At 62.6% G+C, this 23956-nt stretch carries 18 protein-coding genes and 3 pseudogenes; 9 read left to right on the plus strand and 12 right to left on the minus strand.

What is annotated here, in order from left to right; translation table 11 throughout:
- Window positions 1–216 (minus strand): hypothetical protein, encoded by a 216-nt coding sequence (locus D2T30_RS13775; RefSeq protein ID WP_128209332.1) that lies wholly within the window; start codon window positions 214–216, stop codon window positions 1–3.
- A 17-nt stretch (window positions 217–233) separates the two neighbouring features.
- Window positions 234–1808: an ADP-ribosylglycohydrolase family protein gene (locus D2T30_RS13780; RefSeq protein WP_128209333.1), complete on the minus strand. Its 1575-nt coding sequence runs from the start codon at window positions 1806–1808 to the stop codon at window positions 234–236.
- A 103-nt stretch (window positions 1809–1911) separates the two neighbouring features.
- Here D2T30_RS13780 and D2T30_RS13785 point away from each other — a divergent pair, with 103 nt between their 5' ends.
- From D2T30_RS13785 to D2T30_RS13795, 3 genes and pseudogenes are all read left to right on the plus strand, one after another.
- Window positions 1912–2538 (plus strand): hypothetical protein, encoded by a 627-nt coding sequence (locus tag D2T30_RS13785; RefSeq protein ID WP_128209334.1) that lies wholly within the window; start codon window positions 1912–1914, stop codon window positions 2536–2538.
- 17 nt (window positions 2539–2555) lie between these two features.
- Window positions 2556–2894, plus strand: coding sequence for a hypothetical protein (locus D2T30_RS13790; protein WP_128209335.1), 339 nt, complete (start codon window positions 2556–2558; stop codon window positions 2892–2894).
- 24 nt (window positions 2895–2918) lie between these two features.
- A pseudogene (locus tag D2T30_RS13795) lies at window positions 2919–3035 on the plus strand (IS5/IS1182 family transposase); the annotation flags it as partial.
- Window positions 3036–3085: 50 nt separating this feature from the next.
- On the opposite strand, the pseudogene D2T30_RS13800 reads toward D2T30_RS13795, so the two are convergent.
- The 3 genes and pseudogenes from D2T30_RS13800 to sbcD all read right to left on the minus strand — a co-directional run bounded on the left by D2T30_RS13800 (window position 3086) and on the right by sbcD (window position 5667).
- Window positions 3086–3887: pseudogene (locus D2T30_RS13800) on the minus strand (IS5 family transposase).
- Window positions 3888–3949: 62 nt separating this feature from the next.
- A complete protein-coding gene (locus D2T30_RS13805; RefSeq protein ID WP_128209336.1) occupies window positions 3950–4282 on the minus strand; it encodes a hypothetical protein in 333 nt (110 codons plus the stop codon).
- 164 nt (window positions 4283–4446) lie between these two features.
- Window positions 4447–5667, minus strand: a complete 1221-nt coding sequence (gene sbcD / locus D2T30_RS13810; RefSeq protein ID WP_128209337.1) for an exonuclease subunit SbcD — start codon at window positions 5665–5667, stop codon at window positions 4447–4449.
- A 111-nt stretch (window positions 5668–5778) separates the two neighbouring features.
- Here sbcD and D2T30_RS13815 point away from each other — a divergent pair, with 111 nt between their 5' ends.
- Genes D2T30_RS13815 through D2T30_RS13830 form a run of 4 tightly spaced genes read left to right on the plus strand, consistent with a single transcriptional unit; the run spans window position 5779 to window position 16176 of the window.
- Window positions 5779–6672 carry a WYL domain-containing protein gene (locus D2T30_RS13815; protein WP_128209338.1) on the plus strand — a complete coding sequence of 298 codons (894 nt, stop codon included), beginning with the start codon at window positions 5779–5781 and terminating at the stop codon, window positions 6670–6672.
- A 26-nt stretch (window positions 6673–6698) separates the two neighbouring features.
- Window positions 6699–7067, plus strand: a complete 369-nt coding sequence (locus D2T30_RS13820; RefSeq protein ID WP_241651281.1) for a BrxA family protein — start codon at window positions 6699–6701, stop codon at window positions 7065–7067.
- A complete protein-coding gene (locus tag D2T30_RS13825) occupies window positions 7064–10192 on the plus strand; it encodes an STY4851/ECs_5259 family protein (protein WP_128209340.1) in 3129 nt (1042 codons plus the stop codon). The genes D2T30_RS13820 and D2T30_RS13825 overlap by 4 nt, the downstream gene beginning before the upstream one ends.
- A complete protein-coding gene (locus D2T30_RS13830) occupies window positions 10189–16176 on the plus strand; it encodes a DEAD/DEAH box helicase (protein ID WP_128209341.1) in 5988 nt (1995 codons plus the stop codon). Before D2T30_RS13825 ends, D2T30_RS13830 begins: the two co-directional genes overlap by 4 nt.
- 94 nt (window positions 16177–16270) lie before the next feature.
- On the opposite strand, the pseudogene D2T30_RS13835 reads toward D2T30_RS13830, so the two are convergent.
- A pseudogene (locus D2T30_RS13835) lies at window positions 16271–16601 on the minus strand (integrase core domain-containing protein); the annotation flags it as partial.
- A gap of 546 nt (window positions 16602–17147) precedes the next feature.
- Here D2T30_RS13835 and D2T30_RS13840 point away from each other — a divergent pair.
- The gene (locus D2T30_RS13840; protein ID WP_128209342.1) at window positions 17148–17426 is read left to right on the plus strand and encodes an SH3 domain-containing protein; all 279 of its coding nucleotides are present in this window, start codon (window positions 17148–17150) and stop codon (window positions 17424–17426) included.
- Between the two features lie 61 nt (window positions 17427–17487).
- Here D2T30_RS13840 and D2T30_RS13845 read toward each other — a convergent pair whose 3' ends face one another.
- On the minus strand, window positions 17488–17769 hold the full coding sequence (locus D2T30_RS13845) for a DUF1127 domain-containing protein (protein WP_206612961.1): 282 nt from the start codon (window positions 17767–17769) through the stop codon (window positions 17488–17490).
- A gap of 101 nt (window positions 17770–17870) precedes the next feature.
- On the opposite strand from D2T30_RS13845, the gene D2T30_RS13850 reads away from it, so the two are divergent.
- Window positions 17871–18743 (plus strand): LysR substrate-binding domain-containing protein, encoded by an 873-nt coding sequence (locus D2T30_RS13850; RefSeq protein ID WP_128209343.1) that lies wholly within the window; start codon window positions 17871–17873, stop codon window positions 18741–18743.
- Window positions 18744–19421: 678 nt separating this feature from the next.
- Here D2T30_RS13850 and D2T30_RS13855 read toward each other — a convergent pair.
- From D2T30_RS13855 to D2T30_RS13875, 5 genes are read right to left on the minus strand one after another with little or no spacing between them, the layout of a single operon-like run.
- A complete protein-coding gene (locus D2T30_RS13855; protein ID WP_128209344.1) occupies window positions 19422–20099 on the minus strand; it encodes a DUF2848 domain-containing protein in 678 nt (225 codons plus the stop codon).
- Window positions 20096–21448 carry an amidase gene (locus D2T30_RS13860; RefSeq protein WP_128209345.1) on the minus strand — a complete coding sequence of 451 codons (1353 nt, stop codon included), beginning with the start codon at window positions 21446–21448 and terminating at the stop codon, window positions 20096–20098. The genes D2T30_RS13855 and D2T30_RS13860 overlap by 4 nt, the downstream gene beginning before the upstream one ends.
- Entirely contained in the window at window positions 21445–21852 is a 408-nt protein-coding gene (locus D2T30_RS13865) for a cupin domain-containing protein (RefSeq protein WP_206612962.1), read from the minus strand. The genes D2T30_RS13860 and D2T30_RS13865 overlap by 4 nt, the downstream gene beginning before the upstream one ends.
- Before the next feature lie 15 nt (window positions 21853–21867).
- Window positions 21868–23334 carry a 4-hydroxyphenylacetate 3-hydroxylase family protein gene (locus D2T30_RS13870; protein ID WP_128186211.1) on the minus strand — a complete coding sequence of 489 codons (1467 nt, stop codon included), beginning with the start codon at window positions 23332–23334 and terminating at the stop codon, window positions 21868–21870.
- A 48-nt stretch (window positions 23335–23382) separates the two neighbouring features.
- Window positions 23383–23886 carry a flavin reductase family protein gene (locus D2T30_RS13875; RefSeq protein WP_128209346.1) on the minus strand — a complete coding sequence of 168 codons (504 nt, stop codon included), beginning with the start codon at window positions 23884–23886 and terminating at the stop codon, window positions 23383–23385.
- Window positions 23887–23956: the final 70 nt, after the last annotated feature.

Below are 23956 nucleotides of genomic sequence, written 5' to 3' on the forward strand. Positions count from 1 at the left end.
TCATTCACAACGCCTCCCAAACCATTCGTCACGCGGGCAGCCTGCCGCAAGCACCTGAAACTGCGCGTCATCGATGCCGCTACCATCCCCGAACAACCTGTCGAAGCCGTATGGAGCGCCAATCCGGGTCAGGCGTGAGCGACCGTCGGGATGCGTTTCCAGGTCCCGGACGGGGCGCAGTGCCATCTTGGCGATCATGTTGCCCGACGAGGTCATCAAGATTTCTCTGCTTCTCACCATCCCGGATAGACCTCCCACATCTGTTCGGCGAAGGTCAGGCCTCCGTCTCTGGCGGCGGCAAGGTCGGTGGCGATGCGGTCGATCAGATCGGCGCATTCCACCTGCCGCCGCCAGTCATGCGACATGACTTCATCGGGAAAGATCAGCCCGAGCAGATTGCCCGCGATGGCGCCGGTGCTGTCGCTGTCGCCGGAATGGGTGACGGCTATGCGCAGCCCATGTTCAAAGCTTTCCGCCACGCGGGCGGCGTAAAGGGCGATCGCAAGCGCCTCTTCCGCCACCCAACCTCCACCGAGGCTTTCGACCGTTTCGGGCCGTCCGTCCGGCGGGGCCGTCCGCGCGGCATGGATCGCCCGCATCGTGGCGTCGTCAAGCTCAAACGCCTCCATCGACGGCAGCAGGTTTTCCAGGCTCCAGTCCTCGGTCATCAGCGCCAGAAGGCAGGCAAAGGCCCGCGCGGCGTCGCGGCCGGTCTGGTGGCCGTGGGTCAGGTGGGATGTCTCGTCGGCCAGGCCATGCACGGCCCCGTCCCGGGTTCCCATCAGTCCGACCGGCGCCACCCGCATGATCGTGCCACAGCCCTTGCTGTCGTTCCGCGCCAGATCGCCGAACTGGCGGCTGGCAAGCAGGGCCGACAGGCAGGTGTTGCCCGGCGCCCGGCGGTGGCGCAGGCGCGGGTCGGTGACCAGTCCCGTCTCAAGATCCACACCCCGAATCTGCCCATGCTTCCCCTGCGTATCCAGCCAGCGCATCAGCGCATGGTGAACGACAGAGGGCGGGTGGCAGATGCCTTTCATCTCGTCGCGCACCACCGCGCGGATCAGTCCTTCGGCGGTGAACAGCGTCATCTGCGTGTCGTCGGTGATCGCCGCAGGCACCCCGTGATGCGGCAAGATGCGGTCCACTCCGTTCGGAAAATGCGTGCGGATGCACGGCAGGGACCAGAACTCGATCTCGGCGCCCAGAGCATCGCCGATGGCGCCGCCGAACAGGCTGGCTCGGATCAGACGGCGGATGCGGTGGTTTTCTTTCAGCAGATCCACCAGCCACTGGCGCTGATGGGGGAGCGGCCCGGCACCCTTGCGCGCCTCGGCAATCACCCGAAGCGAGGTGTCAAGGCTCTCGCCCCTCTCGCATTGCAGCAGCGCCGCCACCGTCGCCGTGCGTTCCAGCCCGGCCTTGCAATGGATGACGACGCGCCCGCCAGACTCCAGCAATTGATGCACCTGCGGGGCGGCCCGCCGCCAGGCATCGTGCCAGCCCGGCTGCGGTGCCTTCGTGTCGGGGATCGGCAGGTGCAGCCAACGAATCTTCGCCTCCTCCAGCGCCGCCGCCATGTCGCCCACGCGAAGCCGCGCCATTTCGTCGGCCTCGGTCAGCGATATGACGATACCCGTGCCCCAGGCGCGCAGCGCCGCCACATCCGCGGCAAGATCGCGGTCCCATCCGGGGCCGCTGAGCGACGGCCCCTTGCGACCGGGGCACAGCGTCATGCCGACATGGCCCTGCGCCAACGGGAAGCTGTCGATCTTCAGGGGGTGCGTGGCGGAACTGTAAAAATCTTTCATAATCTCTTCTCCCTACGGAATGCCGAGTTCTTGCGATGGTTATAGCCGGCTCCCATAATGCCCGCTTAAGGCGCCGGGATTTTCCGCATCGAAGGACGTGCGCGTGAGACAGAAGTATTTCGCTTTTTATTGGACCCTGCCGGTCCCCTGGGTCGGATTCACCTCATTGCCCGCCGATGTGGATGCGGCGGCCGAGGTCAGCCGCACGATCCGCTATCAACGTGACAGGGTGCGTCGACATGTCCGCGATGTCGGCGGCACGCTTCTGCCGCAGGACGAGGTGGTGCGGCTGGAATTGCGCCCTGATCGTGGCAGCGCCGAAGTCGCCGAGGATTTTGCCAGACTACTGCACCGGGCAGAGGACGAGCGGGCCATGGTCGCCATCATGGACTTCGCCGGTGACACGAACTGGCGCCGCCACGGTGCGCTTGTCCGGCATTATGAACACCCCTGCTGCGACCGGATCACGCTTTGCCAGGACGAGGTGCATCCTGACGGGATCAACCCCTATGCGCATTTCCAGAAGTGGCGCGAGCAGACAGAGGCGAACACCGCCGGAAAATCCGACCATCGGGTCCGCATCCTTGCGGCGCTCGGACAGGCGGAGGGAGAATCCGTCGCATCTCAGGTCAGGTTCCTGAATGCTTCCGGGCTGAGAACCCATAGCGGCAAGATGTGGACGTCGGACAACCTGCGTAAGTTTTTGAGGGTCGAGCCCGCTTCGCGATGACCGGCAGGCGTGGCGCTATGGCGGGTCCGTCAACGACTGTTTTCAATTTGGAGCAAGGCGGCTTTTCCATTCCGGACAGCAGCGACCGGCAGCTTGCGGTCGCATGTTGGAAGCTGGCCGCCATGCGCCTTCGCCAAGGCCAGCGGACAGGTATCGGCAAGCTGTGTCGATGTCAGGATCTTCGCCGGACCGACATGTTCGGATCCGACAAGACTGAGATCGTGCGCCCAGAACCTGTGGAACCTGCGCTCGGGCAGGATTCGCCCTGGAACGGCGTTGTTGCAGAAGTCCTCGGCGAGCAGGGTTCACATAGGCGCATCCATCGTCTATCGCATAACGAAGTGGAAACCCTATAACGATGCGCTGCGGCGACGAGGGTCGGCGAGCGCATCGCGTCACGAGACCCAGGCTGTCAAACTGCCGAGATCCACATCCACATCGCATTGATGAACCGCGTCAATGCGCTCGGCACCGCCGAGATCGAACGAGTGGCATGAGACGGCCGGGGAAAAGGGGGCTGCTCGCTCGGCTCCAGACTTATTGAATTTCACAGCCAGCACAAGACGGTTGCGGCGAGCATGATCGCGGAGAAGAACGTTTCCAGACAGCGGTCGTATCGCGTGGCGACGTATGAGGAGGATGAGAAAACAGTCCAGTGGACTGTTTTCCCGACGATTGGCCAGTCCTTGAGGCGGCCGAACATGATCTCAATGCGGTTGCGCCGTTTGTAGCGCCGCTTGTCGTATTTGACGGCCTTCTTGCGGGACTTCCGTCCGGGGATGCAGACTTTTATCCCATTGTCTTTCAACGCATCTCTGAACCAATCGGGTCATAGCCTCTATCGGCCAGCAGCCACCCCACCTTCGGCAGACTGCCCAGTAGAGCCGCTGCGCCTGTGTCGTCGCTGATCTGCCCGGCGGACATGAAGAACCCGATCGGCCGCCCCTTCGCATCGGCAACGGCGTGCAATTTGGTGTTCATGCCACCTTTGGTGCGCCCGATCTGACGTTCGCGCCCCCCTTTTCCACGCACAGGCTCGACGCCGTGCGGTGCGCCTTGAGGTGGGTCGCATCGATCATGATGGTCTTGTGAGCGGCGTGCTCGGCGGCCAGGCCGACCATGATCCGGGCGAAGACACCGTTGTCGCTCCAGCGCTTCCAACGGTTGTAGAGGGTCTTGGCGGGTCCGTATTCCTTCGGCGCATCACACCACCTCAAGCCATTGCGATTGATGAAGATTATGCCGCTGAGAACGCGACGATCATCGACGCGGGGCTTGCCATGGCTTTGGGGGAAGAACGGCTTCAGCCGCTCCATCTGGGCGTCGGTCAGCCAGTGAAGATTGCTCATCAATCAGGTCTCCTTGCGGTGCCTGAATCACGCAAGAAGCCTGAAATCAATGGGTCTGGAGCCTAGTGAAAGCCGGTCAGCGTCACGATCATCTCGTTGACGGCCGAGAGCTGGCTGGCGAGCGTCTGACCGTCAGCCGTTCGGGGCAATGAGCGGGAGACATTTTGCAAACGACCATCGGCCTTGTCGCGCGCGCGCCGCGCCTGCCAGCGGGCGATGTAGTCCTGCCCATCACGGGCGGTAAAACGGACCTCGGCCCAGCCTTGTGCCGCACCGCGCCGCAGGATGGCGCGGGAATCGCGAGCCTTGATCGTGTCGCCCGAAGGGTCTGGGACCTCATCCGTTGCCGCCCCGCCCGCAAGGCGCGGTGCATCGCCGTAAAGTGCCAGGCACATCGCATCGAGGATTGAGAGGACTTGCCGGCTCCCGTCTCGCCCGTGATGGCAAAAAGACCTGCGCCGGCCAGCGGTTCGGCGGTGAAATCCACGGCGAAGGGCTGGGCGAGGCTCGCGATATTCTGGCCGGAAATGGATAGGATGCGCATTTCAGAACTCCGGGATCAGACTTCGGACATTGCGTCGCGGAAGGCGGCCAGATGGGCGCTGCCCGGTTCCTGACCATGTGCCTGCCGGAAGGCGACTATGAACAGATCCTCGGGCGAGGTCTCGGACAGGTTCGGGGGTGGTGCGTCAGGGATTGCGGCAACCTCCGGTCGGATGATCGAGAGGCCCGCCAAGCGCAGCGGCAAAGCGTCGAGCAGCGCCTCGGCCTCGGCCTGGATCTGCGTCACCGGGCGGTCGGCGAGGATCGAGAGATAGACGAAAGATTGCGCATTGCGCGGCATGTCGGGCGAGAGGTTCAGGGCTGCTAGAGCCGCGGCGACATCAGCCAGCGGGGCAGCGCCTCTCTCGGGCAGGCGGTGCATGGCGACAGGGCGCGGCAGGGAGATATGGCGCGGCACCAGTCCCTCATCCAAGTCCAGGAGCGTCACGCCGTGATCATAGGTGATTTCGGCGGCGGAAAGGGGAAAGGGTGATCCAGAATAGCGCACCCGCCCGCCGTCGAGCGATTGCGGGCGGTGTAAATGCCCGAGCGCGACATAGGACAGAGTCGGCGGAAAGATGTCGGGCGGCACCGCATGTTCGCCGCCGATCAGGATGCGCCGCTCCGCCCCCTCGGATTCAAGGCCGCCGGCACAGGTCAGGTGGCCCATTGCGAGGAGCGGCAGGTCCTTGGCGCGGGCAGTCGCGGCCTTGGCCATGCCCAGATGCAGGGCACGGGCGGCGGCCGTGACGGCGGGCTCAGTTCCACCCACAGCACCCAGTTGCAGGCCGGGCAGATCAGCCGCGCGCAAGAAGGGCACGGCAAGAACATAAGCCCGGATCGTATCGCTGCTGTCGCGCAGCGCGATCAGATGGCGGTCCATATCGACGCCATCAGGCCCCTGTCGCAATGTGCCGATCACATGCACACCAAGAGCTGCCAGCACCGCTTCGGGCGCTTCAAGCCTCTGGGCCGGATCGTGATTGCCCGCCGTCATCACAATCTGCAATCGGGGATTGGCACGGAGAAAATCGGCGATGGCCGCGTAAAGCAGGCGCTGTGCCTCGCCCGATGGGTTGATGCCGTCGAAGACATCCCCGGCGACGAGAAGGGCGTCGATCCGCCCGGACAGGATCAGATCGCGTAAACCTTCCAGAAAGGTCCGATGCTCATGTTCGCGTGACCACCCGTTCAAGGTCTGACCGATATGCCAGTCGGCGGTGTGCAGGATGCGCATGGGTAGGTCTCGATCTGGTTGACAAGCCGAATGGTGTGCAGATATAAAATATACTGGCATTATGCGGATATCCATATACTTTATATTCTATCTATAGTGACGGGGGCAGAGATGCTGAAATGGGGTGTCGAGAGGCGGTTGGAGTTCATCGAATTCCGCCTGTTCTGGGAGGGCGGTGTCAACCGATCCGACCTGATCGACACATTTGGCGTCTCGGTGCCGCAGGCTTCCAAGGATCTGACGCATTATCAGGAACGCGCCCCAAGAAATGCGGTCTATGACAAAAGCGCGCGTCGCTATGTGGCCGGGCCGGAGTTCAGGCCTGTGTTTCTGGACCCCGATCCCGATGCCTATCTTATGCGCCTGCGGACGCTGGCTGAGGGTTTGGTCGAGGCTGGGGTCAACTGGCTTTCGGCGCCGCCTGAGATGGATATCGCACTGACGCCGCGCCGCAAGGTCGATGCCGGGGTTCTGCGCGCCGTTCTGGCGGCAATCCGCGAGGATCAATCGCTGGATGTCCGCTATCAATCCATGAGCCGCGATCGTCCGGACCCGACCTGGCGCAGGATCACCCCACATGCCTTTGGGTATGACGGGCTTCGCTGGCATGCCCGCGCATGGTGTCATGAGACCGAAAGGTTCAAGGATTTCCTTCTGCCGCGTATTCTGGAAATCGGTGCGACTTCCGCACCCGGTGCCGATGGAGTGCAAGATCGCCTATGGCATGAGACATTCGACATCATCCTCGTGCCGCATCCCGAACTGTCGATGGGGCAGCAGGCTGTGGTTGCGAAAGATTACGATATGGACGATGGGCGATCCGTGCTGACGGTCCGCTATGCGATGCTGTTTTATGTGATGCGCCGCCTTGGGCTGCTGGAGGATGCAAAAGGCCGCGATCCTCGCATACAGCATATAGTGGCAGCGAATGCGCCTGAACTCGCCGCCGCACTCGCGCGGGCGCAGCATGAGTTTGATGGTGCCGGTGGTGAGGGTGGCATCTGATTATGGCACCGTCGCAGAAATATCGCATGTCGTTCAGCGTCGGTGGACTGATGCTGAACGAAAGCCTTGTGATTGCGCAAAGCTATCGCGCGGGCGAGCCTTGGGCAGCCGCGCGTGATCGCCTGTTGCAGGAGGGCGTTTCTTCGTTGCCGAAGCTTGCGCCACAGACTCGTGTCCTGCGCGAGGTCTACGACCGTATCAGGCAGCTGACGGAGGTCGAGTGTTGCTGGATGGTTGAAGAATTGGATCGCACTGGACGGCGGGTTCTTTCTGGGCGAGCGCATGCAAGATTACCGCATGATACGCAGTTTCTATGTGACCTACGTCAAGGTTTCCTGGCTACGGACACTTTTACTCTTCTTTATGGTGGTTTGATGCTCGGGGCCTTTCTATGAAGATTGTTCAGTCAATTCTCGCGCGCAATGGGCTGCAACATCCTGATGGTCGCCCACTTTACGCCTATGGCGTTACCGATGCCGAGCGAGATCGCCTAGGCTCTTTCTTGCGCATGCGGATCGGTATGGGCGGACTTACACCTTCGACCGCGCAAGGGTTTGTGCTTTGGGCGGCTGAGTATATCCGGACAGGCTTTCGCGGCGGTCAACTGACCTGGGATTTTGTCTTCGAGGGCATGGCACTTGATTATGATCGTCCTACCGCAATCGAGCTGACGAGCCATGGCCTTGATACCTGGGGCCGTAACCTACGGCAGAGTGACCACGGGCACCGGGAATTTCTTTATACCTTACTTGCTGAGGGAGGATTGCCGGATCTCGCACTCGCAAATGCTCCTCGATATCGCAGGGCGCTGCTGGGACTTGTGTCCGCCATCGAGGGCGAGGGGGTTCTTGGGGAGTCGATTGCCGATGCCGCGGCTCTGAGGCTGGTCGAGGACCTGCCCCAGGTTTTGCGCACGGGAGAACAGGCCCGTCTTATGGCCGAACTTGCCCTGGCGATTGTCGCAGCCAGAAATCTCTTGCCTGGCGATCTGGTCGTCGAAGCCGCCGAGCCTTGGCTTGATGCCAATCACCCGGACTGGCGCCAGGCTCTTCCCCTGCGCCTGTCGCAAGAGGCTTTCGAGGCTCTGGTCCGTCCGGTTCTTCTCAGCGAACGCAAGCGCGAGAAGCCAATGCCTGTTCTGGTGCGCAGGCAATTGCGCAAGCAGGCCGGTGGTCCCTGGCTGGGCGTGGCCGAAATCCCCGAGCGAGCGTTCTTGCCACATGCAAATCTGGTGGGCGTTGATCGCGACCTTCGCTTGCGGCTGACGAATGATACGGGTGCGGGCTTCCTTGGTATCCCGGTTGAAGATGGCTGGGAACTGGTTCGCAATGCCGGGCGTGGGGCGCTGCTGATGCCTGCTGCGCCTGACGAGCCGGTTTTCCTGAATGCCCATGCCGATGGACGGTTTCTGGCCCGGATTGTGATTGATGCCGGGCAGCCAGCGCCGGATGAAGCGCCATCGCTCTGGAGGGCGATTGATTCCGATACGGATTTTCCCGAGGTATTGGTGCCGCTGTCGGGGCGGGGACAGGCACGGGCAGGGCGGGTTTTCGTGCTGGCGTCTGACGATCTGGTCCCCGAAGGTGACGATGACCTGTGCGTCAGCATGGATGCGAAGGCGCCCGGCGGTACGCTGTGGTCAGTATCCGGCCGCGGTGTCACCCATTTCGGACCGCACGAGTTGCGCATTGCGACTGGCGCAGATGCGGATGCTCCTGAGGCGAGACTTGCCGTGCTTGGTCGCCCGTTTTCGGGCTTCTTGATCGATGGGAGTGTAGCGGCCTTTCTTGGGGCGCCGATGCTCTTGGGCGTTGAGGGCGAGGGCCCGATGCGTCCGCTTGGCAACCATGCGCGCACGAAAGCCGTGCCCGGCCTGTTGGGAGGCCGCGTCGCAGAATGGCACGATGCGGGCATGGTTCTTGCAAGGTGCCAATATATTGTCTTGCCCGAAACGATGCAGATCTCTTTGCACGAGATCTCTGATGGGCAGGTCCGTCTTCAAGCCTCCGGCTTGCCTCAGGGTCTTCATCTGCATCTTGGGGTCGGAGAGCATCGGGAAGCTGCGGTGATCGGTGCGGACGGGAGCGCGGTGCTGCTGCTCGCTGCGGAAGGGCAACCCGGCACTTTGGATATCCGGCTGTCAGATCCGCGCAGCGGGGAAACCCTGGCGATGACGGGCCTTTGGCCCTCTCGCGTGGCCCGGCTCATTGATGCACAGGGCGCGCGCGTGTCGGGAAATCGCCCGCTGTCCCGTCGGGGTATGGCCGGATGGCGTGGTGTTTTGCCCGCAAACGGCGGTGCTGTGCAACTGCGTATGGCTCTTGGTGGGGCGCCTGTGGCCTTTCCCGCTGGTGGGGCGGTGCCGCTGATCCAATTTGGCAATGTGATTGATCAGGCCCTTGCGCTGCAAGGTGCCGACGGCAGAGTGAATCTGCGTCTCATCGGTGGCGGGCAAGAGACGCCTCGATTGGAAATCGGCCGATATGATTGGAGTGCCGAGCCTGCAGGGCCTTTCTGGCATCTTGGGGCAGGTGTCACGCGTCTGACTGCGGTCTGTCTGGATGATCCTGCCCGGATCATGTCGGTTGAGGTGCAAAGTCGCACGGATCCGGCGGTCTGGCTCGGTGAAGATGAGGGGCTTTGGTTTGTTCAGGGTTACTCGGAAAGCCGGGGTGTCATGCGGCCCATGGCCTGGTCGGCGCAGCCCGGGGAATGGTCTTCGCGTGAGCAGCGTTTGCAGAGTTACGCGCAGGAGTGGCAGCGTTTGCTGTCGGAACCCGATGATTTGGGGTGGGACAGGATATGGAGCCTGATCCTCGCGGTCAGAGACGCCGGTGACGCCTCGGCTCTCGATCAGGTGCAGGCCCTTGCGCGCGTCCCTGCCGCTGCCGTGGCACTTTTGCTACGTGTGGGGCGCGCAGATCGTGCTGCGGCCCTGCTGATAGAGACCGAAAGCCCCTTCTGGTGGCCTTTGGTGCCTTGCGCCGCCTGGGCCGAGGCATTGGTCTCGGTGCGCAATGGGCTGTGCTATCGGTTGCGGATTGCGGGTATCGGTGAAGATGATATCGGCCCGCTGGTTGCGGAACGGCTGGCGAAGGCGGCTGGTGAAATCATCGCTTTGCGGCCCGAGTTGGCTGTCCATCTCGGACAGGCTTTTGCCTGGGCCGGTGGAAAGCCACTGGCTGTGACTTCGACTGGAACCCCGGTTCCGTTGGCCGTGCCGAGAGCCGGCGTGAGCCTTGCCGGTTCTGCCCAAGAGGCGCTGCGCCGCTTCTCCGGATTACCCGATGGCGTGTCGGGCTTGTCAGCACGGGAGTTGAAGGTTTCCTTGCCTGGGACGGACGACGTCCGCCCACTTCTGCACGCCCCGCTGGTTGCGGCCGAGGTCGCAACCGGACAGCGACCAGACCTCAGCCCTCAAGAGCATCTGCAGCTCATCGCCCTGCGCGCGTCTGATCCCATCTGGTTCGATACCGCTCTGCCTGCCGCCCTGACCCTCGCATTGGAAATGTCCCGATGACCCATCCCTATTCAAATCTTCTGCCTGCACTCGATCATCTTGCGCAGCGTTCGGCACGGGGCATGGTTGCGCGTTCGCGGCTGGCGTCAACCGGGCTCAATGCTCTGCTTTTGCGGGTGCTGTCTGCGCCTTCGGGGTCTCCTGCTGCATTGATTGCCGATCCGGTGATTGAAGCCGCGAAATCCTGGCAGCTTGCGCGAGAAACCATGGGCGATCTGGCTGGCGGGCTGTTGAGCGAGGATCTTGTCGCGGCTCTTGATCGGGCTGAGGGCAAGGCGATGGCAAGGGGCAGTCAACCCCGGCAGCATCAGCTGGAGGCATGGCGCGCCAGTCTTGAGGACAATAGCTCGGTTCTTGTGACGGCGGGCACCGGCGCGGGCAAGACCGAGTGTTTCCTGATTCCGATCCTGCAGGACATCCTGGCCAATCCAAGACCCGGTGGCGGTGTGCGGGCAATCCTGCTCTATCCGTTGAACGCCCTGATCGAGAGCCAGCGCGAGCGTCTCGCGGCCTGGGCAGCGGGTCTGGGCGGAAAGGTCCGCTTCGCACTTTTGAATGGTGATACCCCCGAGACCGAGCGGGATGCTGCGATCAAATCGGACAAGATCGAGTTGCGGTCGCGCGCGAAGATCCGAGAATGCCCGCCTGAAATTCTGGTGACCAATATCACCATGCTCGAATATCTGCTGCTGCGGACGAAAGACAAGCCGTTGCTTGAGACGAGCCAGGGCGCCCTGCGCTGGATCGTCCTGGACGAGGCTCACAGCTATATCGGCAGCCAGGCGGCAGAAATGGCGCTTCTGCTGCGTCGGGTGAGGGCGGGGTTCGGTGTCGCCCCGGAAGATGTGCGGCTGATGGCGACCTCGGCCACGATTGGCGGCAAAACGGATGCACCGGCAAAGCTGCGCGCTTTTGCTGCGGCGCTCGCGGGGCAGAATGAAAGCCGGGTCGTGGTTGTGCAGGGAAAGGAGGATGTGCCTGTTCTGCCTGCGCCGGGACCGGATGTTGCATTGGACACGGATGCGCTGGCATCCATGACGCCCGAAGAGGCTGCAACCGTTCTCGCACCGCATCCCAGAATCCAAAGGTTATGGACTGGGATGTCTCGGAATGGATTGCCCCTTTCGCAGGTGGCTGAGATTTTGTCGGGCAATCCGAAGGAACGAGCAAAGGCCTCGCACATGCTTGATCTTCTGGGAACTGCGACCCATCAGGGGCGGCCCTTGTTGCCATGGCGCGGCCATATCTTCCATCGTTCCCAAGGCGGGATCTGGGCTTGCCCCGATGCTTCTTGCAAGTTCCGTCAGCCCGAGCTGATCGGCGATGAAGCCGGTTGGCCCTTCGGTGCGGTCTGGTTCTCTGCACGGTCACGTTGCGATTGCGGTGCCCCGGTCTATGAGGTTGTTTCATGCTCGGATTGTGGACAGGCGTTTTTGCAAGGTCTGTTCCATGGAGGCGCGGAACCCCGATTGGAGCCGCCCGAGCCGGGTGAGGGGGATGACTACGCGCTCGATGCCGAACCCGAAGAGGGTGAAGGAAGCGAAGCGGATCGCGGTTTCGCCTGGCTGTCTGAGGGGGAGGGAATCTGGCTCACCGATGATGCGCGCATCTATGACAATGCGGTGCCTGATGGTGTTCGGGCCCGCAGGATGCAATTGATCCACGATTCAGTTGATCGAAACTGTTGTGACAGCGCTGGCTTTGCCCGATTGATGGGGCTGCATTTCGGCCCCGCTTTCCTGATGGGCAACGCGCTTGGCGGGCTGATTGAAGACATCGTGCCGCCAGAGCAAATGTCTGGCTTGCCTGACGGTGGGCGGCGGGCACTGACCTTCACCGACAGCCGTCAGGGTGTCGCGCGCCTTGCCGCCAAACTGCAACAGGATGCCGAGCGCAGTCTGACCCGCGCCTTCCTGTGGCACAGGGTGCAGGAAGGCGAGACTGCCGATCCTGCTCTTGTCGCAAAACTCCAGGGCGAGATGGCAAAGCTTCGGGCCGTGGGGTTCGATGACATGGCCGACGACAAAGAGCGCGAACTGGCGAAGCTGACGGGGGCGTCTTCCGCGCCGGTCGCTTGGCGCGATCTGGTTCAGCGTTTTGCCGGGCATGTCGATCTTGCGGAATTTGCCGGTGACATCTGGCGCAACCGCCGCATCGGGAAGGAAATGGCCGATGATCCGGTGAAACTTGCCGAAGCCTTTCTGTTTCGTGAGCTGTTCCGCCGCCCGCGCATCCAGAACAACCCCGAAACGATGGGGCTTTTGCGTCTGACATTCCCGAAGATGGCGGAGCAGGCGCGCCTTTCAGGAGCGCCGTCGCCATTGGCACAAGCCGGGATTGACGCCGAGGGTTGGGCGGCCCTTGCGCATCTGGCTGTCGATATGGTGTTCCGCCAGGCGCTGGCGGTCCAGATCCCGCTTGATATGGTGCCGCTTGTTGCGCCTCGATTTGGACGGCTCAATACAATTCATGCCGCGAGAACGCCCCCAGATCAGATGCCGGAACGCGCTCGCCGTTGGCCGGGTCCAAGGACCGAACGCCACAAACTGGTGCAACTGATCTATGCGCTGACGGGCGGCAGCCCTGACTCGGATCTCGATCAGGATCGGGCCGGTGAGGTTCTGGACGCTCTTTGGGCAATGATTTGTGCCACTGCAGCCCGCGACATGGGACAAGGTGCGTGGCGTCTGGATTTCTCGCGCGCAGCCGTCGAGCGGCTGGATCGTGCCTGGCTTTGCCCGGTGACCCGCAGGCCCTATGGCTGGTCGGCGGGCGGGCGCAGCCCGAACGATCCCCAGCAGGCCATGGCAGAGATTACCATGCCGCGCCTGCCTGTTGCCAATGCCGGCGGCCTGACACCCGATCAACGGGCAGAGGTGGCACATTGGGCCGAGACGGCCCCCGAGGTTACTGCTTTGCGCGACCGCGGTCTCTGGACCGATCTGCACGACCGGCTTGCGGCCTTTCCGCCCTATATCCGGGCGCAGGAGCATTCCGCACAGATCACGCGGGCAACTCTTCAGCGATATGAAGAAAAATTCCGCGAGGGGCGCATCAATCTGCTGAACTGTTCGACCACGATGGAAATGGGGGTCGATATCGCCGATGTGCGGCTGGTGGTGAATTCCAATGTGCCGCCCGCACTTTCAAACTATCGGCAGCGTGCGGGGCGTGCGGGTCGACGCGGTGAACCCTGGGCCTTTACCCTGACCTTCTGCCGTGATCTGCCGCTCGACCGCCGGGTTTTCGACAAACCTTCCGATTTTCTGGACCGTCTCATCGTTGCGCCAAAAGTCTGGTTCGACAGCCCGTCGCTTGTGCAACGCCACGTCAATGCCGCTCTGTTGACGGCATGGCTGTCCGAGAACGGTGGCCAGGATGTCAGGGGAAGCATCGGTGCTTTCCTCGGGGCTGGCCAGACAGCGGATGCCGCAGTTCTGCCTGAGGCCATGGCCGATGCCTTTCTGATTTCACTTGACGGTGCATGGGGGGCGTCGCAGGCGAGCCGGATTGCGCCTTTGGTCCTGGGAACCTGTCTGGAGATGCGGCCGGCGCATTCTCTCGTCGTGCAATGTCATGAGGCGTTTGAGCGTCTGGTTCTGCGTTGGCGCACAGAGCATCGCATTTTGCTTGAGGGCGCGGAGACGGCACCTGACAAGGATGCGCGCATGGCAATGGAACTCAGGGCGCGGCGTCTCGCCGGGGAATTCCTGCTGGGAGAATTGGCGCGGCGCGGTTTTACGCCAGCCTATGGGTTTCCGACCGATGTGGTGACCTTTGCCAATCTGTCCCAGAGCCCCGCTGATGCTGATGGAGGGACCAGCCATCTCCGCCGTGGCACGGCATCGCGCCCACTTGACCAGGCGATCCGGGAATATGCACCGGGCGCGGAGTTGGTGATTGACGGTCTCGTTCACCAGTCGGAAGGTATCTTGCCGGCCTGGGAAGCGGGCACGGATGCCTCGAGGCTCGAGGATCTGCGCACGCTGTGGTCTTGTGGTGCTTGTCACTCATTTGATCTCGAAGCAGGCGAACCTGTTGCTTGCCCGCGCTGCGGTCACACCGGCCTGAGTTATCGCAAGGTGCTGCGACCTGCCGGGTTCCTCGGAGCCAAACCTGCCCATGTCGGCTATGAGAACCTTGCGCATATCGAATCCGATCCACTGCGCCTTTCGGCTCATGGTGGCGACTGGATTGCGCTTGGCGAGGGAGTTGGGCGGATGCGCGCGGATCCGGCGGGGCTGGTCGCGCCCTCCGTGGCGGGGCCATTGGGGGGCGGTTTTGCAATCTGCCTCGATTGTGGTCGCGCCGAGGCGGAGCCGAGACCTCAGTCGGGCATCCCCAACGTCACGTCGAAGACCATGCGCCATCACCGGCCGCTGATGTTGGGCCGCCGTCTGAAACCGACCCAAGACGGCTATTGTCCTTCGGCCAATACGCCCGGACGTATTCAGCACAATGTCCATCTTGCCCAGGTCATGAGAACCGATGTCTGGGAATGGCAGCTGCCGGTAGGCGCTGCTGCCGGGGCGGCCCTAGCCTTGGCTGCCGCTCTGCGTGAGGCTCTGGCCGAGGGCCTGGGTGTCGAGCCTGATGAAATCGGCCTCGCAACGGACCGTTCGAGCGGACCGGCGCAGGACGCGCGCCTGTCACTGTTTCTCCATGACCGGGCCGCTGGCGGGGCCGGGCTTGTTGCGCGCATGGCGGAGCCGTCGATGCTGGAAACCTGTCTTGGCCGTGCTCTGATTTTGCTGGATTGCCCGGATGGCTGCAGCAAGGGATGCCCTTCGTGCATCCTGCGCCCCGATCTCAACCGGCGTGATATCGTTCTTGACCGGCCCGCCGCGCGCGATCTGGCGCAGGCGCTGCGCATGCGACTGGCCTTGGACGCGAGCGAGCAGGTATTCGGCCCCCGGACGAGGCTGGCGGGCCGGAATGCGGCAGATCTCGTTGCCGAACGGTTGCAATCAGGTCGGTTGCGTTCTCTCGACATCTGGCTTCATGGCGATCCGGAGACGTGGGATTTCGGCGCCTGGCGAATGCGCCGACTTCTTGAGAGGGTGTTGGAGGCTGGGGTTCGCTCCCGCATTCACCTACCGACCACAGCGTTGACGGCGGCAGGGTTCGATCTTTCTTGCAAGCTGGCAATCTTTGCCTTGTCATCGGTGGCCGACCTCCATCGCGCGGACCAGCCGCCGATGGCGAGCGATGCGCCGGTTATTCTTGGTTTGGATTGCGGTGCCGGAAGGGAGGCGCTTGCGGTTATGGAGCCGATGGAGGCACTTCCGGGCGCAGAGTGGGGGAGCGGGGCCACGGCGCCAGTGATGGCCGGACCCGCACCGGAGCTTAAAATCGGTGCGAAGCTGTCCGTGCAGAAGCTCATCGAGCTTGGCGTTGGCAATGCACATCTTTTGAATGTCGGCACCGATATCGATGGACCAGCTTCTGGCTTCGGCCGCCGGTTCTGGTCCTGGATGTCAGCGAAAGCGCCACTCGAGATCGCGGCGATGCGGTCTGTCGGGGTGCAAAGCCTTGCCTACACCGACCGATATCTGCTTTCGCCCTACACGCTCCGGCTTTTGTCCGAGGTGTTGAAGTCCGCTCCGGGTGCGGTAGAGGCCCGCAAGGAGATCACATTGGCTTTCGCCGACAGGCCGCGAGAGGAACCGCGCTTCCTTCACGACACATTCCCCTCCGATTCCACGCGGCGGGAGGTGATGTGTCAGCTGGCACCGGGGGCCGAGGTCAATCTGCTCGCAAAGGCGAAAATGCCACATAGCAGAAGCTTGATGATCACGTTGAAAGACGGACGCAAGCTGACGATACACCTCGATCAGGGCTTCGGTGGGTGGAGGGTCGATGGGGCGCATCGGCATGATTTTGGGGCATCGCAAGCGGCGCAGGCCAAGGCGATTTCCATTGCGGTCTTCGGTGTCGGCGGGGATGGCATGGCCGGAGCACCGATTGCCATAAGCAGGACGTAATCTGTGTAAATTTAGCGGATGTGCATGAGACATGCACTGTCTGGCAGGGTTTGGAAGGGCGTTGTTGCAAAAGTGACGTGCCACTGAAGCTTCCACCAGCGGCGATTAGAGCCTCGTCCGTTACTGTCACGCCCTGAGGCGCGGGATGAGCAACCGGTTTGGCGGTTGCGGCGAGAAGCCCGGCGAAGGCCGCCGGGGTTTGATAGCCACGCGAGGAGTGGGGCCTCGTCGTATTGAAATCCTCCACCCATTCGACGATGGCACTGCGGGCATGGGCGAGGCCGGAGAACAGGCTCTCGTTCAAGAGCTCATCGCGCATCCGCCCTATCGAAGCTCTCGACAGAGCCATTCTGCATCGGCGTGCCGGGCGCGATATCGTGCCGCTCGACACGATGATCCTTCGACCAGGTCAGGGCTGCTTGCGCGGCGGTATGGTGACGATGCCACGTTCATAGGCGCCTCGCGACCTCTTTGGCGTGATTGTGGTTCCACAAGCCAAGAGCATGCCGCCTCCCAAGCCAGGCCTGCCTTGTGTTCGTCCGGGTCGCCCTCGCGTAACGGTTCAGGATCGAAAGGACGGGATCGCGTTGGAATTCATCCCCGTCGAGCAGTGCAGCACGACCGTCAGGGCAGGTAGTCAGCCCAATGGCGAAGGGCATGATTGTTCAGGGTTCCGAGCAACAGCAACATGCTACGGCACAGCGACCGACCGGGTTGGCTGGCTCGGCCGACCCGCCCCCAAGGACAGGCGAGGCCGGCCCGTCGGGCTCGCCACATCCTGCGTGGCTATTCCTCCGAAACTGCCGCTCTACCGGCGCCGCGGCAAAATCCTGATCGGGATCGTCGCTCTACAGGATGGAACGAGCCTTCAACGGCTGGTCTTGTTCAACCCCGTATCCGTGTCCGACATCTGCCTGCTGTCATTTGGCTTGATGGTGTCGTAGTGATGGCCAAACGATTCAGGACGGACAATGCGACTTCATTTTGCGGCTCTTCTCGCTCTCATGATCGCCAGCGGATGCGCGGCCGGCTCCGGTGCCGTGGTCAGAGGCGCCGGGCCAGACGATCTCCTGAAGCTTCGCGAAGGCCCTGGGCTCAACCACAAGATCATAATCGGCCTGCCCGATGGGACGCGGCTCACCCGTCAGAACTGCGTGACGAATAACGATAAGGTCTGGTGCAAGGTCTTCCTCACTGACAAGCCCGGTATCTCAGGTTACGTTTCGGCGGATTATCTGGCGCATCGCTGACAGCCTCGGCTCCTTGCGCCGGGCTGCGATGTTTCTGCCGTCCGCCGACGCGGGTCGTCCTTTACCAGCCGATCTGCCCCTTGCGCCGCGCAAGAGCCTCGACCGCCAGCACATGCGACGCGTTGACACGAAGCGGCAGGCGGGCCGCGCATTCCACCTCCGCCCGGGTCAAACCTATATCGTCCAGTATCTTGTCGTCCAGGCAGAGCAGGTTCAGGAACGCATCCCGCCTGATCCTGTCCTGGCGATAGGCTTCAAACATACCCCGCAGCCGTGACATCAGCAGTCGCGCGGCCGGCTGGCCCGGTGCGGGCGGGTTCATGACGTTCGTTTCCCTGGTCATCGCAATCTCCCTTTGCTGACACCAGGGTGGCATGTCGAAATTCATCAATACAGCGCATAGCTTTCATGGTATCGTTCAGGAAAATTGAACGCGATGGCGCCATGCAACCACAGCAGAACACGCTTCTTGAGACCGATCTTCTGAAGACGTTCGTCACCATCTCCGAGACCGGGAATTTCACCGTCGCGGCCAAACGGGTGTTCAGGACCCCCTCGGCCGTCAGCATGCAGATCAAGCGGCTTGAGGATCTGCTGGGGCGGGCCTTATTCGTCAGGCATCCGCGGCATGTGACCCTGACCTCGGACGGCGAGGCGTTCCTTGTGCACGCCAAAGACATTCTGCGCATCAATGACGAGGCCTTGTCCCGCTTTCGGGTGCCCCGGCTGGAAGGGCGGATCCGGTTCGGCGTGTCAGACGATTTCGGGGTGCGCTATCTGCCGGAAATCCTGTCGCGATTTGCCTCCACCCATCCCCTTGTGGAGGTCGAAGTCCTGCTCTCGACGAGCCTGATCCTGACCCGGAAATTCGAGGCCGGAGAGATCGACATGATCCTTACCGTCTCGGCGCAATCCGATCCGGCGCTGGGCCAATTGGTCCATTCAGAGCCGCTCGTCTGGGTCGGAGCCCGTGACGGCATCGCCTTTTCCAGGACGCCGACCCCGCTCGCAATGTCCACACATGGCTGCCCTTGGCGTGCCGCGGCGCTTGCCGCGCTTGACAGGAGCGGTCGCCCTTACCGGATCGCTTACACGTCCGAGACTGGCGCCGGCCAGTTGGCTGCCGTCATGGCGGATCTGGCGATCGCGCCGCTGCCCATCAGCCTGCTGGGCGAACAGCATCGCAGACTGACGGAAAAGGATGGGTTCGGCGAGATCGGATCCTATCAGCTGAGGCTTCAGAAGATCCCTGATATCGGATCGGCGGGGCAGGCTTTCGGGGATCATGTGTGCGAGAGTTTTGGCCAGGCTGAATGACAGCCAGAGGCCCGAGGCGCCGTGCTGCGCCCCGGTCTCGCGGGTTGTTCTGCGGGAGATTTCACCGAGAATCCGGTTACTCCGCCGCTTTCCGGTTGGGTCACTTTCAGCAAGCATGAAGTGACGGCAATGACAGGGATACGGCAGTCCACGCAAGCACAGCTTTTCTACAAGGTCTCGCGCGAGACCATGATATCGCCTGATCACCGTAAGCGTTGCATCTGGCCCCTTCATAGCAGCTGAACCCCGCCTTGAAGGCATGGTATGCTCCTCTCACCCCATGAGGACGATATGCCGGACACCAATAATCCGCCGCCTCAGGCCTTCGGCTTCTCCATCCCTGTCACTCCGGCCGGGCGGCGCGTCTGGCCTCCGAGATTCAAACGGTTCGTGCTGGAGAAAATGGATGCAGGAGAACTCACCTTGAATCAGATCACGCAGACATGCGGGGGTGTCGAGATCCTATGTCTATCAGTGGCATATGCAGGCCCAAGGCAAGCCCGTGACCACAACGGAATGGCGCGAAGGCCCAGTTCGCCGAAGTTATGGTTCCAGAAGATCAGGAAGATGGCGCGTCTTTTGCTCTCCCGGTGTGCCTCCGGGCATCAGGGCCGCCTGTCGGCACCGCGATATATTCCGGCACAGGCGGGCAGAGCCGACAGGGTGGACCCCGATGCTTCACCCCATAATGGGTAGGGACGACACGCGATAGCCGAAGCCGATCTTGCGTTCGAGGATGGGGTCTTCGAGCTCGGCGATGAAATGACCGGACGAGCGGATTCCACCGATCGCGGGCATCGTGCCGCACAGCATCGCGGTGCCATCGCCGAAAACCTGCTCCGCTTCGAACTTCGCCAGAGTATCGCGCGGATCGAGCAGCGAGGCGACGCTGCCCTCCTGATAGAGAGCGCGTCCCGTCGGCGTATCGATCCAACTGCGCAGGACCAGTTCGTCCCAGTGATCTGCGACCTCGTCGAGCGGCCATAGCTGCGCCGCCACCGGCTTCGCGCACATCTGCTTGGAAACCGAGACGCCATAGGCTTCCACCTCGCGGTCGGTATGATCGGACCCCACGCCGATGAACAGCGCGCCGTCATGGCGGATCAGCAGCGGCTCGACCTCGCCCGAGGAGGCATCGCCCAGTTCCTCGATCTCTGCAGTGGTTGTCAGCCGCACCGCCGAGGCCCGGTAAAAGGTCGGAGTGGATTTCGGACGTGCCACGCCAAGAGCTTCCAGTTCCTGGATGTGATGCTCCATCTTTTCCTTGTCGCGCCCCGCCCAGCCGGCGATCACGAGCTTGCGGATGTCGATTTCGGTCGCGGTCGTGCCGGACGCGCTGATGATGTCGAATTTCATGCGTTTTCCTTCGTCACATGGCCCAGAGCGGCCTCGACGGCCGCTCCGATGGCCAGCAGGCGCCGGTCGGCGCCGGTTTCGCCCATCAGCATGAGGCCGACAGGCAGTGCCTCCGCCGCGACGGGCAACGACAGGGCGCAGCGGTCGAGGAAGTTGGCAACGGTCGGATTGCGCAAGGCCAGCAGGTTGACCTTGCCGTAAAGCGCCTCGTCCGCATCAAGCGCAGCTGTGGCGGGGGCGACGATCGGCGTGGTCGGCATCAGCACGGCGTCGAGCCCGAGGGTCGCGGCGTCGCATTGCGCGATCATCCGGAGCCGCTGAGCGAGAAGCGCCTCATAGGCGCCGGGCACCATGGCCTCGGCCTTGCGGATGCGCACCGAGACGCGGGGGTCATATTCTGCCTCGCGCACGGCCAGAAGGTCGCGGTGCAGCGCCAGCGCCTCGGCGGCGGTGATGCCACCTTGCGCGTTCATGGCGGGGATCTGCTCGATCGCGGGCAGTGTGAGGGGCACGATCTCGACACCTGCGGCGTGCAATCTGGCCACGGCTGCGTCGAATGCCTTCTGGACGGCGGATTCGACATCCGCAGTGACGTAATTCTGCAAAAGGCCGAACCGGAGCCCCTTCAGCGGCACTGGAACGAGCGTCGCATCCTCCCCCGAGATCACCGCGTCAACCAGCGCTACACCGGCCACATCAGCGGCGATGGAACCGATGGAATCGAGCGTTTCCGACAACGGGTAGGTGCCTGCCATCGGAACACGTCGCGCTGTCGGTTTGAACCCGGTCAGCCCGCAGAAGGCTGCCGGAATGCGACATGATCCGCCGGTATCGGTGCCCAGCCCGATCACCGCCATCCCATCGCCCACGCTGACGGCAGCGCCCGAGGACGAGCCGCCCGGCACACGGCTACGATTGGCCGGATTGCCGGGCGTACCGTAATGCGGGTTCATCCCGAGGCCCGAATAGGCAAATTCCGTCATGTTCGTATGACCGAGGACAACCGCGCCGGCCGCGCGCAGACGCGCGACTGCGGCGGCGTCCTGTGTCGCCGGGACCGCATCCGCGAGAACCCGCGATCCGGAATGGGTCACCATCCCTGCCACGTCGAACAGGCATTTGATCGAAACGGGAATCCCGTCAATCGGTGACATCGTGCGCCCTGCCACACGCCGGGCATCGGAGGCCTGCGCCTCGGCCAACGCCTGTTCGTCGAGCGTGCGGGTAAAGGCGCGCGCGCCCTCGCCCTTAGGATCATGGATGCGCGAGAGGCACTGGCGGACCAGGGCCTCCGAGGTCGTTTCCCCCCGCGCCAGCGCATCCGCAATGGTTGCGATACGCAGGATCATTTCTTCGCCGCCGTTTCGTCGTAATAGTGCAGCTCCATCAGGACACAGCCGCCGACCGATTTGAACGGACCATGCGGCGTATGGGGCGGGCGGCAGGCATAGGTGTGCTGGCCGAAGCTCTCGCCGCCATTGCCGTTCTCATCATTGCCCACCGTCAGGTCGCCCGAGACGAGGTAGACCTCTTCCCAGTAATCGTGCTCGAACGGCTTTGTGGTGAATATGCCGGGCTCAAACCGCAGCAGTCGGGTGCGGAAGCCTTCCTTCCGGTCCTCGTCCAGATAGCCGGACAGGATCTTCTGCTGGATCTGCGCGGGGTAACCGGCGGGCGACGCCCAGCCCTCGCTGCCCATGTCGATCGGGTAGAATTCGTCGTGTTTCTTGTCGAAGTCGATCTTGAATGTCATGATTTTCCCTTATGTTCAGAGCTTGGCGATTTCGCTTTTCAGCGCGTAGCCATCCAGCATCCGGTCGACCATGCCGGTAGAATTTGCCCAGTCGAAGGTGCGGAAGGAGTGGTTCTTGGTGACGAAGGTCGCACCCGCGTAAAACATCTCGTATTGCGCGTGGCGCGAGCCGAACTCGGAACCGATGGCATCCCAGGCGAGCTTGAAGAACTTCACCCGGCCCTCGGAATCGGTAACGGGGCTCATCTGGGTCTTTTCGATGTATTTGGCGATTTCAGGGTTGGCGAAATCCTCGACAGAGGAGGGCAGCATAATCAAACCGCCCCCCGCCAGATCCCGCATCGTATTGATAACCTGAGCATAAAGCTGCTGGGTCAGGACCTGAGCGGAATAGAGCAGATGCGCATCCGGGATGTAGTATTCGCCGTGCATGTGGCCCTTGGCCTCCATGCCGCACACAAAAGCCTCGACCATGCCGGCCTGCGCCGCGAGTTGGCCGAGCGTCTGGACCACCGGCGGAAAGGCGATGGTGCCGTTGGTTTCGGCAGTCTTTTTCGCCAGCCCCATCAGGAAGCGCATCTTCACCATCAGACGGACCTGCGCCTGATAGTTCTGATAGACATGCGCGGGGGTCGCGTGGAACTGTTTCGCGCACATCCTGGTGTCCTGATTGACGAACACCCGGTCCCACGGAACCTTCACATCATCGAAATAGAGCACGGCGTCGTTTTCGTCGAACCGCGAGGCGAGCGGGTTGTCGAACAGGTTCGGCGTCTGCTTTTCGTAGGATTTGCGCGACAGGATCTTCAGCCCCTTCGCGTTCATCGGAATGGCGAAGGAAATCGCATAGGGTTCCTCGCCCTCGCGCAGCGGCTGGATACAGGTCACGAAGACCTCATGGGCCAGAACCCCACCCGTCGCCAGCATCTTGCCGCCACGGATCGTCAGCCCTTCGGCATCCTGATCGACGACGCCCGCGGCGATGAAGGGATCCTTCTGTTCGTTCGCGGGTTTGGAACGGTCCGCCTGCGGGTTGATGATCACGTAGGTCAGATACAGGCTGTTGTCGCGCGCGTAGCGGTAGTAGTCGGCCAACGCTCTGGCCCGCGCCGGATCGTATGCCTCAAAGACCTCGCGCCCCATGTTCATCCCGGCAATGCAGGAGGCGACATGGTCGGGAGCACGGCCCATGAAACCGCCGTGAAGTTCGGTCCAGGCTTCGAGTGCCTTGCGCCGCTCGACGAGTTCGGCATAGCTTTTCGGAAGTTGCCAGATCCGGTTGGCGCGGTCACCGTCTTCGGTCTCATAGGTCATCAGCGCGGCGTTTTCGGGGGCCGACTGAAAATCGTACAGCATGGCGACCGAGGCGGCGGCGTTGCGGAAATACGGCGAGGTCGTCACATCCGTGACCTTCTCGCCGTAGATGAAGATCTCGCGCCCGTCCTGAAGCGACCGGATGTATTGCGCGCCCGTTTTCAGCATTTCATTCGTCCTGTAAGAAGATCGGGCCGGTCGCGCCGGCCCCGTGCATCAGTTGAGCGAGGCGTAACGCCCCTGCGAGAAAACCAGCGGGTGGCGATCGGTCGCCACATGGACCGAGGTCACCTCGGCGATGAACAGGCGGTGATCGCCCGCGTCGTGGATGGCATGGGGGCGGCATTCGAAAACCGCCCGCGCCCCGTCGATCAGCGGTGCGCCGGTTTCGCCCCGCGCGGTTTCGAGGCCCGCGAACTTGTCGTCGGAGGGACGCGCAAACCGGTTCGACAATCCGCTCTGATCGGCCGAGAGGATATGGATCGCATAGCCACCGGCACGTTCCCAGGCGGGCAGCGAGCGCGCCGATCTGCCGATCGAGAACAGCACGAGCGCGGGGTCCAGCGACAGGGAGTTGAACGAGCTCATCGTCATGCCGATCCGCTCGCCCGCCACCTCCGCGGTGACGATCACGACCCCCGTCGGAAACAGGCCGAGCGCATTTCTGAAGTCGCGGGCGTTGTCGGCCTGAGGTGCGAAATGATGTTCATAGCGGCTCATCGGGGAACCTTTCCCTGTCATCATGAGGATGGTCCCAACCTCGGCGATACATGGTCCGCTTGTCAAATTA

This window comes from Paenirhodobacter populi (assembly GCF_004022215.1).
Lineage (GTDB): Bacteria > Pseudomonadota > Alphaproteobacteria > Rhodobacterales > Rhodobacteraceae > Rhodobacter > Rhodobacter populi.

Coding starts and splice junctions, on each gene's coding strand:
- D2T30_RS13775 (WP_128209332.1), bottom strand. CDS start 216: ATGACCTCGTCGGGCAACATGATCGCCAAGATGGCACTGCGCCCCGTC.
- D2T30_RS13780 (WP_128209333.1), bottom strand. CDS start 1,808: ATGAAAGATTTTTACAGTTCCGCCACGCACCCCCTGAAGATCGACAGC.
- D2T30_RS13790 (WP_128209335.1), top strand. CDS start 2,556: ATGGCGGGTCCGTCAACGACTGTTTTCAATTTGGAGCAAGGCGGCTTT.
- D2T30_RS13805 (WP_128209336.1), bottom strand. CDS start 4,282: ATGTGCCTGGCACTTTACGGCGATGCACCGCGCCTTGCGGGCGGGGCG.
- sbcD (WP_128209337.1), bottom strand. CDS start 5,667: ATGCGCATCCTGCACACCGCCGACTGGCATATCGGTCAGACCTTGAAC.
- D2T30_RS13815 (WP_128209338.1), top strand. CDS start 5,779: ATGCTGAAATGGGGTGTCGAGAGGCGGTTGGAGTTCATCGAATTCCGC.
- D2T30_RS13820 (WP_241651281.1), top strand. CDS start 6,699: ATGTCGTTCAGCGTCGGTGGACTGATGCTGAACGAAAGCCTTGTGATT.
- D2T30_RS13825 (WP_128209340.1), top strand. CDS start 7,064: ATGAAGATTGTTCAGTCAATTCTCGCGCGCAATGGGCTGCAACATCCT.
- D2T30_RS13830 (WP_128209341.1), top strand. CDS start 10,189: ATGACCCATCCCTATTCAAATCTTCTGCCTGCACTCGATCATCTTGCG.
- D2T30_RS13840 (WP_128209342.1), top strand. CDS start 17,148: ATGCGACTTCATTTTGCGGCTCTTCTCGCTCTCATGATCGCCAGCGGA.
- D2T30_RS13845 (WP_206612961.1), bottom strand. CDS start 17,769: ATGACCAGGGAAACGAACGTCATGAACCCGCCCGCACCGGGCCAGCCG.
- D2T30_RS13850 (WP_128209343.1), top strand. CDS start 17,871: ATGCAACCACAGCAGAACACGCTTCTTGAGACCGATCTTCTGAAGACG.
- D2T30_RS13855 (WP_128209344.1), bottom strand. CDS start 20,099: ATGAAATTCGACATCATCAGCGCGTCCGGCACGACCGCGACCGAAATC.
- D2T30_RS13860 (WP_128209345.1), bottom strand. CDS start 21,448: ATGATCCTGCGTATCGCAACCATTGCGGATGCGCTGGCGCGGGGGGAA.
- D2T30_RS13865 (WP_206612962.1), bottom strand. CDS start 21,852: ATGACATTCAAGATCGACTTCGACAAGAAACACGACGAATTCTACCCG.
- D2T30_RS13870 (WP_128186211.1), bottom strand. CDS start 23,334: ATGCTGAAAACGGGCGCGCAATACATCCGGTCGCTTCAGGACGGGCGC.
- D2T30_RS13875 (WP_128209346.1), bottom strand. CDS start 23,886: ATGAGCCGCTATGAACATCATTTCGCACCTCAGGCCGACAACGCCCGC.